This is a genomic window from Echinicola arenosa, from assembly GCF_014841125.1.
Lineage (GTDB): Bacteria > Bacteroidota > Bacteroidia > Cytophagales > Cyclobacteriaceae > Echinicola > Echinicola arenosa.
In genome coordinates this window covers 77,014-90,427 of sequence record NZ_JACYTQ010000011.1, presented here as the reverse complement: position 1 = coordinate 90,427, position 13,414 = coordinate 77,014, and the positions used below count along the sequence as shown (strand labels likewise).

General features: G+C 39.1%; 12 protein-coding genes. 3 read left to right on the top strand and 9 right to left on the bottom strand.

Features of this window, described 5'->3' with window-relative positions:
- Window positions 1–37 precede the first annotated feature (37 nt).
- From IFO69_RS20905 to IFO69_RS20885, 5 genes are all read right to left on the bottom strand, one after another.
- The gene (locus IFO69_RS20905) at window positions 38–667 is read right to left on the bottom strand and encodes a hypothetical protein (protein WP_192012102.1); all 630 of its coding nucleotides are present in this window, start codon (window positions 665–667) and stop codon (window positions 38–40) included.
- An 86-nt stretch (window positions 668–753) separates the two neighbouring features.
- A complete protein-coding gene (locus IFO69_RS20900) occupies window positions 754–2,121 on the bottom strand; it encodes a cystathionine beta-synthase (protein WP_192012101.1) in 1,368 nt (455 codons plus the stop codon).
- A gap of 166 nt (window positions 2,122–2,287) precedes the next feature.
- Window positions 2,288–3,211, bottom strand: a complete 924-nt coding sequence (locus tag IFO69_RS20895; protein ID WP_192012100.1) for an aspartate carbamoyltransferase catalytic subunit — start codon at window positions 3,209–3,211, stop codon at window positions 2,288–2,290.
- 2 nt (window positions 3,212–3,213) lie between these two features.
- On the bottom strand, window positions 3,214–3,765 hold the full coding sequence (gene pyrR / locus IFO69_RS20890; RefSeq protein ID WP_192012099.1) for a bifunctional pyr operon transcriptional regulator/uracil phosphoribosyltransferase PyrR: 552 nt from the start codon (window positions 3,763–3,765) through the stop codon (window positions 3,214–3,216).
- A 125-nt stretch (window positions 3,766–3,890) separates the two neighbouring features.
- Window positions 3,891–5,495: a transcriptional regulator gene (locus tag IFO69_RS20885; protein ID WP_225444242.1), complete on the bottom strand. Its 1,605-nt coding sequence runs from the start codon at window positions 5,493–5,495 to the stop codon at window positions 3,891–3,893.
- A 114-nt stretch (window positions 5,496–5,609) separates the two neighbouring features.
- On the opposite strand from IFO69_RS20885, the gene polX reads away from it, so the two are divergent.
- Window positions 5,610–7,316, top strand: coding sequence for a DNA polymerase/3'-5' exonuclease PolX (gene polX, locus IFO69_RS20880; protein ID WP_192012097.1), 1,707 nt, complete (start codon window positions 5,610–5,612; stop codon window positions 7,314–7,316).
- A 9-nt stretch (window positions 7,317–7,325) separates the two neighbouring features.
- On the top strand, window positions 7,326–7,616 hold the full coding sequence (locus tag IFO69_RS20875) for a hypothetical protein (RefSeq protein ID WP_192012096.1): 291 nt from the start codon (window positions 7,326–7,328) through the stop codon (window positions 7,614–7,616).
- 55 nt (window positions 7,617–7,671) lie between these two features.
- Here the strand turns inward: IFO69_RS20875 and IFO69_RS20870 are convergent, their stop codons facing one another.
- Window positions 7,672–7,863, bottom strand: a complete 192-nt coding sequence (locus IFO69_RS20870) for a cold-shock protein (protein WP_192012095.1) — start codon at window positions 7,861–7,863, stop codon at window positions 7,672–7,674.
- A gap of 89 nt (window positions 7,864–7,952) precedes the next feature.
- Here IFO69_RS20870 and IFO69_RS20865 point away from each other — a divergent pair, with 89 nt between their 5' ends.
- Window positions 7,953–8,444, top strand: coding sequence for a SixA phosphatase family protein (locus IFO69_RS20865; protein WP_192012094.1), 492 nt, complete (start codon window positions 7,953–7,955; stop codon window positions 8,442–8,444).
- On the opposite strand, the gene IFO69_RS20860 is transcribed toward IFO69_RS20865, so the two are convergent.
- The 3 genes from IFO69_RS20860 to lon form a co-directional block, all read right to left on the bottom strand.
- Complete coding sequence (locus IFO69_RS20860) at window positions 8,441–9,166, bottom strand: SDR family NAD(P)-dependent oxidoreductase (RefSeq protein WP_192012093.1); 726 nt, start codon at window positions 9,164–9,166, stop codon at window positions 8,441–8,443. The genes IFO69_RS20865 and IFO69_RS20860 overlap by 4 nt on opposite strands.
- Before the next feature lie 54 nt (window positions 9,167–9,220).
- On the bottom strand, window positions 9,221–10,621 hold the full coding sequence (gene hslU, locus IFO69_RS20855; protein WP_192012092.1) for an ATP-dependent protease ATPase subunit HslU: 1,401 nt from the start codon (window positions 10,619–10,621) through the stop codon (window positions 9,221–9,223).
- Window positions 10,622–10,853: 232 nt separating this feature from the next.
- Window positions 10,854–13,337 (bottom strand): endopeptidase La, encoded by a 2,484-nt coding sequence (lon, locus tag IFO69_RS20850; RefSeq protein WP_192012091.1) that lies wholly within the window; start codon window positions 13,335–13,337, stop codon window positions 10,854–10,856.
- Window positions 13,338–13,414 lie beyond the last annotated feature (77 nt).

Genomic DNA, 13,414 nt, shown 5'->3' with positions numbered 1-13,414 from the left:
AAGTTCTACACAAAAACAATACCAGCATGGCCTTGAGTCAATGTTCTGTAAACACCTCTTCAGTAACTGCTTCAAAAGCACAATAAGCCACATAAAAAGAGAAAGGAATGGTCACCAACACCCCCACAAAAAATAATATCCCAATCAGGTTAATCAGAATCAACAATAAAATGAACAGAAAAAACTTCCACCATTTCACTGTCACTAGTCTCCTACTGTATTCCATAGACTCCCAAAAATCCAAACCTGCGAAAATATGAAGCAATATCGCAAAGCAATACCCCACCAATAAATATACTCCCGGAATCACTAAAAGTAATATCCCAACACTTACCAAAACCTGACCTATTAACCAAATTAAAATTATGGGTATATAGTACCTAAAGCCATGAAAAAAGTCAGGATATATTACGGGATCACCATGCTTCAACTTATTGGCTACTAAATAAAATCCTGAAAAAAGAGGCCCTGCCAAGAAGACACTGAAAAGTACGGCATACTCCTTAAAATAAATCAAGAACAATAATTCCAATGAAATGATAAATGCAGTATATCCAACCGAAAAAAGGGGGGTTATCTTAAACAGCTCCCACCCGTTCTTGAAAGCTTCTTCTATATCAAAATCATAGCCCTTGGCTATCAATTGATTGATTTTTTGTTTGTTCATATATTGGAATCAAAATAAAACACACGGACTTCACCGTGTATTTTATCATCTTTTATCCACAGGCAATTAAACCTAACCGCTATTATTTACTTTGTTATAGCTCCTAAGATATCATGTTTAGTAATGATATGTATTTGATGCAAATCATCTCTCACCAGCACCGCCTTGTCCTTATCCACCATGGAAGAAAGTACATCCAAGGTGCTATCCATGGCCACAAACTTCATAGAATCCTCCATCACCTCCTCAACAGTTGAATCTTTCAAATCTGGCTTAACAATGATTTTACTCAAAAGTTTATTATCCGTGATACTACCTATCACTTGGCCATTGTCCATCACGGGTATTTGAGACACACTTTTCTCATTCATAAGCTCTATGGCACTTTTTACCTTATCTCCTTTTTGAGCTACCACCAACTCATAACTTCCGTTTCTACTCGTGATTATATCCCTAGCTGTCCCAAAGGTAGTATCTTCAAGGAAACCATGATTTCTCATCCAGTCATCATTATATATTTTCCCCAAATAACGAGTACCATGGTCCGGCAATATAATCACCATCACATCATCTTCCTTCAGATTTTTTTTGGCGTACTCTAGAGCCCCATGAACGGCAGAACCACATGACCAACCCACAAACAAACCTTCTTCCCTGGACAATCTTCTGGTCATTACCGCAGCATCCTTGTCTGTCACTTTCACAAAATGGTCAATCACAGAAAAATCAACATTCTTTGGTAAGATATCCTCCCCTATCCCTTCAGTCAAATAAGGGTAAATTTCATTTTCATCAAACTCACCCGTCTCTTTGTATTTTTTGAATACAGAACCATAAGTATCGATCCCCACGGAGATAATATTCGCATTTTGCTCTTTCAAATACTTGGAAGTACCGCTCATTGACCCTCCCGTACCTACACCTGCTGCATAATGGGTGATTTTCCCCTCTGTATCTTTCCAAATTTCGGGCCCAGTGGTTTCATAATGTGCCTTCCAATTGGATAAGTTATCATATTGATTTGGGTAAAAGGAATTTGGTATATCGTTGTTTAGTTTTTTTGCCACGGAGTAATAAGACCTAGGGTCATCAGGAGACACATTGGTAGGACATATAACCACCTCTGCTCCCATGGCTTTCAGCACATCTATTTTTTCTTTGGACTGTTTGTCCGCCATGGTAAAAATACACTTGTATCCTTTGGCTATTCCTGCCAAGGCAAGCCCCATTCCTGTATTTCCACTGGTCCCTTCAATAATAGTACCTCCTGGCTTGAGCAATCCTTCTTTCTCTGCGTCCTCGACCATTTTGATGGCCATTCTGTCTTTCATAGAATTACCAGGGTTAAAATATTCCACTTTTACGTAGATCTGGCCTTTGATACCTTTATTGACTTTATTTAAACGGATCAAAGGAGTATTTCCTATGGTTTCTATGATGGAATTATAAATCATATCTATTAGGGTTATTTGTTAGCAATTTACAAATATTTTTCACTTCAAAAGACAAGCCTTTTCTACCATTAAAACATTCTATTAATTAAAAAATTTCCCAAAAAACAAAAAAAGGAATGACCGTTAACTTAAAGTCATTCCTTTTGCTCATGTTTTATGGCTCATTTTATTTCACTCCTGCAAGAAGGTAGAGAACAGCCATCCTGATTGCGACACCATTCTCAACCTGATTGAGAATAATCGAATGCTCACTATCCGCTACATCGGAATTAAGCTCCACCCCCCTATTGATAGGTCCTGGGTGCATAATGACAATTTCCTTATCCAGCTGATCCAACATCTTCTTGTCTACCCCATAATAAAGGGAATACTCACGTAAGGAAGGGAAATATTTAATTTGCTGCCTCTCCAATTGGATCCTAAGGATATTGGCTACATCACACCACTCCAATGCTTTCTTCACATCATATTCCACTTTCACTCCCAAACTGGAAATGTATTTGGGAAGCAAAGTCACCGGGCCACAAACCATTACTTCGGCCCCCAACTTCTGCAGGCAGAATATATTGGAAAGCGCTACCCTTGAATGTAAAATATCACCAATAATGGCGACCTTTTTGCCTGCCACATCACCCAATTTTTCCCTAATGGAAAAGGCATCCAACAATGCCTGAGTAGGGTGTTCATGTGTCCCATCTCCTGCATTGACAATATTGGCACTTATATTCTTTGAAAGGAAATGCGGTGCTCCTGGGCTGCTATGCCTCATCACCACCATGTCCACTTTCATACTTAGGATATTGTTGACAGTATCCACTAAAGTCTCCCCTTTTTTTACCGAACTATTACTGGAAGAAAAGTTGATTACGTCTGCCGATAGCCTTTTCTCTGCCAGTTCAAAGGAGAGTTTGGTTCTAGTGGAGTTTTCAAAGAAAACATTGGCAATGGTGATATCCCTTAAGGAAGGCACCTTTTTGATCGGGCGATTGATAACATCTTTAAAATTGTCAGCAGTTTCGAAAATCAACTGGATATCATCTGCTGTTAATCCTTTGATACCCAATAAATGTTTGGTACTTAGCTGTTGCATCCTTAGCTTTTAACTTCTTTTTCTGTTATCCAAATCGCATCTTCAGAGAAGCCCTGAGAAGCCCATTCCACACTTACATACTGGCTTTCCAAGGTATTTACCTGCCTTCCAAAATAATTGGGAATCACGGGATAATCCCTTGTATATTTCCGGTCAATCAAGACCATTAACTCTACTTTTTTGGGTCTTCCAAAAGCAATCATCGCATCCATAGCCGCTCTTACAGACCTTCCTTTAAAAAGGACATCATCCACAAGAACCACCTTCTTGTTTTCTATTAAAAAATTGATTTTTGTCTCGTTCGCTTTCAGAGGAATATCCCTTCTTCGAAAATCATCCCGGTGAAAAGTGGCATCTAAGTAACCAGAAGGCACATCATGACCGCTGATTTCCTTTAGCCTCTTAACTATCTTGTCCAACACCAAAGTCCCTCTTGGCTGTAAACCCAATAAAACCGTATTGTCAAAATCATCGTGATTTTCAATCAACTGATGACAAAAACGATCTATGGTAATGGCAATTTGCTTTTGATCTAAGACGAGTCTTTTTTGCATAGCTGTGATTTGAGCACAAATATAAAAATAAATTATAAGCAGCCTTCGATGAAAGCATTATTAATGCAACCTCTTTCTAATCCTTCCTCTCCCCAAAATCCCGTCTATACCAATTACTCTCTTATTCATTCTATAATTGGCTTTTCACTTGGTGTAGCCTTTATCTTTGTCAAGAAAAATGTCTCTCTTGTATCTTCCTTTCCTGATTCATTAAGGTACCTTACTTTTTGCTTACCGGATAAAAGAAAATAATTGTCATACCACCAGCTTAATGAAAGACTTTCATCTTGGGTCTCTTTTATCCTTTCATCCTCATCGAGCAAACCCAAATCAAACTCTTTATTGGCATATTGGATTTCTCCATCTTCAAGGTGGCACAGCATCAACTTGTCCTCATCCAGATACATATAAAAAAGGTTTCTTCCGTCAAAACTGACCTCTCCAAACTTACCTGGGCTGGTAGTCACATAATCCTCAAGTGAGAGAGTATTGTCCCAGATCATTTCACCCTTACCGTCCAAAAGCACAAATTGCGCGGCCATAAATTTGTATTCATTACTAGAGGTTGGATCGGGCAGGCCAGAATAATACCATGGATATCCACCATTCATCACCCTATTCCTCATACCTAATGGAGCATAGCGATAAAAATCACTGGAATACATCATATCTCTTGGAGAAAACCTTCCTGAGCTGGTTAAAAAGTAGTCATTGTAAATTAAAAAATAATCATTCCCTGCTACCACCTCCCTAGTCACCAAACTATTAGGTATGGTAATATTTTTATCCTTTTCTATAGCTTTCTCTAATGAGCGCTTTCTTCTTTCCTGCTGTTTTTCAGGTAAGTAATTATAGAAATTCTGAAAATCAGTTAGATTATAGAATGTATTTTCATACTCTCCAAACTCATTGATTTTAGAAAAATAAATTCCTCTATTGGGTTCTCTTTTCCTTTCACCATATGGCCCAATAAGCACTTGATTATAATTCTGAATTGGGGTCAGTACTCCTTCTACAATTTCCAGATCTGGCCGATCTTCTGGTTCCACCTTTACTTCCCGTAATTTGTTGCCTTCAATATCAAAAGTCATTAATGACAAGCTCCGCTGTTTCAAACGGTCTCTTTTACTTACCAAAACATCAAATACCTTAAGCTCCTCATCTTTTCTCAATTGCAGTATACTGACTTCATTTGCATAAACTCCCTGTACTGTAAACACACTTTTACTCTCTGTATCGAATACCTGAATCGCTGGTCTATAATCCATTATCCCCATCAAGATGGCTTTCTTGTCCATCACCAAAAACTCCTGGAGTTCCATATCCAGAATATTCTCTATAGGTACCTCTCTTAAAGCTTGGTTCACCAAATTAATTTCATATACTACTTTTTCGGAGGCAAATGATTCTCCTTTCTGAAACAACAAGTACAAGTAATCGCCATCAAGGTCAAACCCAGTCATATCAAAATAATCCTTTACCGGAAATTCAAAAACCTTTGAAGCATTCAGCTGACGGTCTGTCGTAAAGTACTGAACCCGTTGCTGCAGGCTATAACCTCTTTCAGCTTTGGTCCTGAATGAAATTGTGCCTTCTTGGGTGGGCAACACGATATAGTCGTAATCGTCCCATTCAGAAGGAACTTCTATCCTTTGAACAAATTGGACTTGGGCAATTGTCATTTGAAAAGCACAGCAAAAACCAAAAAATAAAACCAGAATTTTATTCATTTGTGACCTCATCTTTTTAACTTGATTGTCCCTTAAGATAAGGCTTATGATTTTATTTTAAAACAATTATTACGGACATTTGCCGCTAGCAAAAACGCAAATAACAAGAAAGCTTTGGACAATAAAAACATCACCAAAATACTAAAGTTAACCTCCCAACTGATGGAGCTGCATGAGGAAAACGCCTTCAAAATCCGCAGCTATACCTCAGCCATTTACTCTATCGACCAAGGGAACATTAGTCTTGAAGGGCTAAGCAAAGATGAGCTTCAAAAAATCAATGGAATTGGAAAAAGTATTGCCGAAGTCATTGAACAACTGCAGCAGACAGGAACACACCAATATCTAGATGAATTATTAGATAAAACGCCCAAAGGCTTACTCGAAGTACTTGAAATAAAAGGTTTAGGGCCAAAAAAAATCAAAGTCCTTTGGAAAGAACTAAATATCACCTCTGTCCATGAATTGTTAGAAGCATGCCAAGCTGGAGAGGTAGCCAAAATCAAGGGCTTTGGTGCCAAAACGCAAGAGGGTATCATTCAGTCTCTGGAGTACATGGAGTCCAACAGAGGAAAATGGCACTTTGCTGATGTTGAGCCAGAGGCAATTGCCATTCAGGAAAAACTGGAAGGGTTATTTGGTCAAGATAACATCACTATCACAGGTGATTTTGCCAGAAAAGCAGAAATTATTGAAAGGCTGGAATGGATCATCAAGACGGATCAACGCAAAGAAATTTTTAATAAAATAGATCAGCTTGAAACAATCGAGAAAAACAAAAAGATTTCCAGTCCCTTTACATGGAGAGGAAAAACAAAAGAGAAAGAGCTGGAAATAGTTTTCTTTGCGGCAAGCACCAGTTCTTTTGTCAATGAACAATTGCTCAGAACTGGTAGTCGAGCTCACTTGTTAGCTCCAATTGATAATGAGCAAACCTTGGGCAGTTTCTTTAAATCTAAATCTTTTTCTTCTGAAAAAGAAGCTTACCAAGAAGCTGGCCTATCCTATGTCCTACCAGAGCTTAGAGAAGGCCAGTTTGAAATAGCCTTAGCTAAAGAAAATAAACTCCCGCTGCTCCTTGAAGAAAGTGACCTAAAAGGCATCCTCCACAACCACTCTACCTACAGTGATGGCAAACACACCTTGAAGGAGATGGCCCTCTATTGTCAAGAATTGGGGTATGAATATTTAGGCATCAGTGACCACAGCCGCACAGCTTCTTATGCTGGAGGTTTGGACATAGAAAAAGTAGAAAAGCAGCAAGAAGAGATCAAAGTCTTAAACAAAGAGCTGGCTCCTTTCAAGGTTTTCAGCGGTATAGAAAGTGATATTCTTCCCGATGGTAATTTAGATTACCCTGATAAAGTATTGGCCTCATTCGACTTTATCGTCTCATCTATCCACAGCAGCCTGAACATGACCAGAAAAAAAGCTACTGCTAGGTTAATCAAAGCCATTGAAAATCCTTACACTACCATTTTAGGACATCCAACTGGTAGGCTTTTGCTGAGAAGAGAAGGATACCCCATTGATCACAAAGCCATCATAGATGCTTGCGCTGAGAACAAGGTAGTCATAGAAATCAATGCAAACCCATGGCGCCTTGACCTTGATTGGAGGTGGGTTCATTATGCTATGGAAAAAGGCGTCAAACTTTCTATTAATCCTGACGCCCACGAAAAGAAAGGATACTTCCATATGAAATACGGTGTACTGGTAGGCAGAAAAGGAGGGCTGACAAAAGAAATGACACTCAACGCGATGACCTTGAAAGAGATCGATGAATATTTTACAAACCGAATAAATGGCATTAAAAAATAAACAGCAGTTATGAGTTGGATGGACAAGGATGCAGGAAAATTGCTGCAAAGGTCGTTTGTCATTGGATTAATAGGCATTGTGCTTTGCCTTATCCCAATGGCTAATGCAATCTTAACTTTTATGGATCAAGAAAAACTTTTTTTCCTGAATGGTTTTGGCCTGGGCGCGCAATTGGTAGCGTTAAGCATGGCGGTGTTGGTATTGAGAAAAAGAAAGGTTGACCAAGAACATCAGGAAAAAGCCAAAAGGATGATCATTGCATTAGGGGTATCCCTGCTATTTTTCATTCTAAACCGTTAAAAAAAGAGAGCTCAGATAAAGCTCTCTTTTTTTACAAAAAATGGTTGAAATAACTCTATGCTTTTTTAACATTTATAGCATTCAATCCTTTTTTCCCTTCTTTAACGTCATATGATACTTTGTCATTTTGCTCGACTTTGTCTACAAGCCCAGTTGCATGAACAAAGACATCATTTTGGGATTCATCGTCTATAATGAAACCGAATCCCTTAGCTTCATTGTAAAATTTCACTTTTCCGGTAAGCATAATAATTAAAATTGTTAGTGGTTAAATGAATACTTAAAGTAAAAATATTCGTCCAAAAAACAAATATGTTTTTTTAGTATCTTATGAACATGAAAAAATTAGTAATTTATCGACACGCCAAATCTTCTTGGGATACCCCCTACCTCGATGACCATGCTAGACCATTGGCAGAACGTGGTTTAAGGGATGCACCAAGAATGGCCCAGAGACTAAAAAAGAAAAAAATATTTCCAGATTATATGCTTTCATCAGATGCTGAAAGAGCAAAATCCACCGCTTTGATTACTGCTGAAAATCTTCATTTCCCAAAGGAAAAAATCATGCTAAACAGACAACTCTATCATGCCTCTTCATACAGTATTCTCCAATGCTTACATCAAATCCCCAACACGAATAACGTCGCCTTTATCTTTGGCCATAATCCAGGATTCAATGAACTGATTGAAGATTTGGGAGGCACTATCGACAACCTCCCCACTTGCGGCCAATTCGGTTTTACTTTCAATACCGAGCACTGGAAAAACATCAGTCCAGCCAATGCAAGTTTTTGGTTTGTAGACTACCCCAAAAAGGAGAGCTAAAAATCTCTAACATCCTGAATTACTTCTGTAAACTCGTCCAAATGATCAATCAAATAGAGTACTTTTTCCGCTACCGCTTCGGGAGAACTTAATTCATTGTTTGATTTGAAAGCCTTAAACTTCTTTAACCCACTGAAATTCTCTTGATCAGCCGATCTAATGTCTGCCTGCATGGGCGTATCGACGATTCCTGGTGACAAAGCATAATAGTTGATCCCATAACCTTTAAGTTCACTTTCCACTTGGGCCACACGGGTCATTCTATTGAGCGCTGCTTTTGAGCTACAATAACCTGACCAACCGTCTACATCCTTACTGGCAGCTCCTGATGAAATATTAACCACCAGCTTTTCACACTTTTGATCGTAGTATTTTCTCACATATTCATTTATCAAAATGGCCGGGGCTACCACATTTACAGCATTGATCTTTGCAATTCCTGTTGGATCCAATTTCCCCAAAGGCCCAATCTCCCCTATCCACCCTGCATTATTGATCAGAACTATTTTTTTAAAGTTCCCCGGAGGAAAAATGGAAGATAATTCTTTGATTAAACCCGCCGAATCCGCCAAATCTAATTCAACATGTGTAAAGCCATCACCAGACTCCATCGCTGACCTAGAAATCCCAATGACCTGATTTTTTTCACTTCCAACCAATTTATCCAAAAGGGCTTTGCCTAACCCCTTGCTACAACCCGTCAAAATATAAAGGTTTTTCATGGCACTAATTCCGGTTAACAAAAAAGGAAGCAAACTGCCTCCTTCTATTTTTGATTATAAAATGTATTGTGATAAGTCCCTGTTTTTCACCAAGGAACTTAATCTTTCATCCACCATCTCTTTGGTGATCATGATCTTTGAATTGGCCTGAATGGTATCAGGCACTTCAAACAAGAATTCATTGAGCAAATGGCTCATCACAGTATGTAATCTCCTAGCACCAATATTTTCAACTTCCTCGTTGATCTTAAAAGCGATCCTGGCAATTTCTTCGATGGCCTCGTCAGTATATTCAAGATGTACCTCTTCTGCTCCAAATAAAGCTTGGTATTGTTTTGTAAGGGCATTTTTTGGTTCTTTCAAAATACGGGTAAAGTCATTCTGAGAAAGACTATCCAGTTCTACCCTAATAGGAAAACGCCCCTGCAGTTCAGGGATCAAGTCAGAAGGCTTGCTCACATGGAATGCTCCAGCTGCAATAAAGAGAACGTGATCAGTATGCACCAAACCATATTTGGTATTTACCGCACTTCCTTCCACAATTGGCAACAAATCCCGTTGAACACCTTCCCTACTTACATCAGGGCCACCACCGCCTTTTCCGCTCTTGGAAGCTATCTTGTCCACCTCATCAATGAATATTATCCCATTGTTCTCAGCCAAGAAAATGGCCTCTTCTTTAACCTCATCAAAATCAATCAATTTGGAAGTCTCTTCTTCCATCAATATTTTGCGGGCTTCGGCTATGGTTACTTTTCTTTTCTTGGTCTTTTTGGGCATCATCCCACTGATCATGTCCTGAAGTCCTGCCATGCTGGCATCATCCATCATTCCATTACCAATCATCCCAACTCCCACTGGAGAGGATTGCTTGACATTGATCTCTACTTTTCTTTCTTCCAATTCTCCATTTTTAAGCTTCTCTCTGAAACGCTCTCTTGTCTTTTCGTTCAGCTCTTGCTCAGATGCTTTCTCTGGATCAAACTCTCCGTTGCTATTTGTTCTCGAAGTACTGAAAGAAGGAGTTTTCACAGGAGGGATTAAGATATCCAATAAAATATCCTCCACATTTTCTGCCGCCTTTTCTTTTACCTCTTCGTTTTTGCTTTCTTTTACCAAGTTGATGGCCTGTTCAACCAAGTCCCTCACCATACTCTCTACATCACGCCCTACATATCCCACTTCTGTAAACTTGGAAGCCTCCACTTTTGTAAAAGGGGCATTGGCCACTTTGGCTAACCTCCTGGCAATTTCCGTTTTACCTACACCCGTAGACCCAATCATAAGAATATTGTTAGGGACAATATCTTTTTGAAGGTCACTTTTCACCATCATCCTCCTGATTCTGTTTCTCAGTGCAATGGCCACATTTCTTTTGGCATCTTTTTGCCCAATTATATATTTGTCCAACTCATGGACAATTTGTTTTGGTGTCAAATGATTAATTTCTTTCATAATATCTTTCGGTCAGGAAATCAGATTGACTGACTTCGATTATCTTCTTTTCTTTAACCCCACTTACTCATAAAACATGCCAGCAAGTGGATAGTTCAAACTAGATGTTCGGGTTTTGTGTGTGCTAACCTTATAAGCTGTTTACCTCAAATTAAATCAGGTTGAAAATGGTTCTTTAAAAAAGAACCGGCAACATTTTTATACTCAATGCTGCCGGATTTATTATTGATTCTTATACCTCAACTGATTTGGATAATTCTTCAAATGTAAACTTCAAAGGATCATCTACTTTAGAATTCAACAAGGAAATTTCCAAAACCTCATCCACATTGTCTACAAAATGGAAAGCTACCCCTTTCACATATTGTTCATCAATCTCCTCGATATCTTTCTGATTACGTTTGCAGAGAACAATCTCCTTTATTCCCGCTCTTTTGGCAGCAAGGATTTTCTCTTTAATTCCCCCAACAGGCATTACTTTTCCTCTCAAAGTAATCTCACCGGTCATCGCTAGTTTCGCTTTCACTTTTCTTTGAGTATATAGAGATGCCAAAGCTGTTAACATCGTAATCCCAGCTGAAGGGCCGTCTTTTGGTACTGCTCCAGCAGGAACGTGAATATGAAGATCATAATGATCAAAGATTCGGCTATCGATTCCATATTTGTAAGCCTTGGACCTCAAATAGGAAATGGCAGTCATAGCAGATTCTTTCATTACATCACCTAATTGACCGGACAGGGTTAGTTTCCCTTTTCCCTTGCTCAAAGAGGATTCAATAAAGAGGATTTCTCCACCCACTGATGTCCAAGCCAACCCAGTAACCACTCCCGCTACACTGTTGTCTTGGTACATTTCTTTATCAAAAACTTCACCCCCCAAAACTTTTCTCACCATAGCAGGTGTGATTTTCTTTTGGTACTCCACTTCCATTGCAATGGACTTGGCCACATTCCTGATAACTGTACCCAACTGTCTTTCCAAATTTCTTACACCTGATTCCCTTGTATAATCTTCTATTACTTTTACAATGGCAGCTTTATCGAAGGAAATATCCTTTGCTTTTAATCCATGTTCTTTGCGTTGCTTTGGAATAAGGTGCTTTTTGGCTATTTCCACTTTTTCTTCCATGGTATATCCTGTCACCTCAATCATCTCCATCCTGTCTCTTAAAGCAGGCTGGATAGTCTCCAAGGAATTGGCGGTAGCGATAAACAACACCTTGGAAAGGTCATAATCTACTTCAAGGTAATTGTCCACAAAGGCCTTGTTTTGCTCAGGGTCAAGTACCTCCAAGAAAGCAGAAGAAGGATCCCCTCTGAAATCTGAGCTCAGTTTATCGATCTCATCCAACACATAAACAGGATTGGATGATTTGACTTTCTTCATATTCTGGATAATCTTTCCAGGCATGGCACCAACATATGTCTTACGGTGTCCTCTGATCTCTGCCTCATCATGCAAGCCTCCAAGAGACATCCTCACATATTTTCTTCCCAATGCTTTGGCAATGGACTTGCCCAACGAAGTTTTCCCCACACCAGGAGGGCCATAAAGACATAAAATGGGACCTTTCAAATCTTGCTTAAGTTTTAGCACAGCCAAATACTCAATAATTCTTTCTTTAACTTTTTCAAGGCCATGATGCTCCTTGTCCAAGATATCCTTGGCTCTCCTCAAGTCAAAATTATCCTCTGTAAACTCATTCCACGGCAAATCAACCATAACTTCTGCATAATTCAATGCAATTGGGTATTCAGCCGCAGATGGATTTATCCTCAATACTTTGTCCAGCTCTTTTTCAAAATGCTTCCCTACTTCCTCTGGCCACTGTTTATTTTTACCCCTAGCACGCAATTCTTCCACTTCTTTCTCTGGCCCCTCTTCACCTAGTTCGGTTTGAAGCACCTTCATCTGCTGTCTTAGGAAGTAATCTCTTTGCTGCTGGTCGATATCTGTGTGAACTTTCTTGTGAATCTCACTTTTCAGCTCCAACATCTGGATATCCTTCATCATAAATTCAAGCAGCAAGGTTGCCCTATCCACTCCATCATTGATCTCTAGCAATTTTTGCTTGGACTCAACAGGAGCAGTAATATTGGATGAAAGGAAATGGGTCAAAAAGGCTGTATTGTCTATATTGTCCAAGGCCACTTGGGCTTCCCTTGGAATATCGGGATTTAATTGCAAGATCTTGGCTGCAGCATCTTTAAGCGATTCTTCCAAAGCCTGAATCTTTTTATTTCCCTCTGGAAAAGTTTCCTCCAAGTACTCTACTTTTGCCTGAAAATAGGGATCTTCAGTAATAGTTTCCCTTATTTTGAAACGCTTTTTCCCTTGGATGATAATGGTCGTATTGCCATCAGGCAATACAATCATTTTAACAATCTTTGCGATGGTCCCTACATGATAAATATCATCCCAAGAAGGATCATCATTATTTGGATTGACCTGGGCGCAAACCCCGATCATTTTATCTCCCTTCTGAGCTTTTTTAACCAACTTGATGGAGCGCTCCCTTCCTACGGTAATTGGAATAACTACACCAGGGAAAAGTACTGTATTTCGAACTGATAGAATGGGAATCTCCTCAGAATAGCTCTCAAGTTGTGATTGGTCCGCTTCTTCATCATCAGTGATCAAATGGATCAAATCACCTTCACTCGCAAAATCACCCATGATCAATGATTGGTATAATGGACTGTCGTTTTTATTCATATAGAGAATGACTGTAATTTTGTCATATTTAAATTTAAAATAAAAGAAGAACCTTGAATTAACAAAGGTTCTTCTAC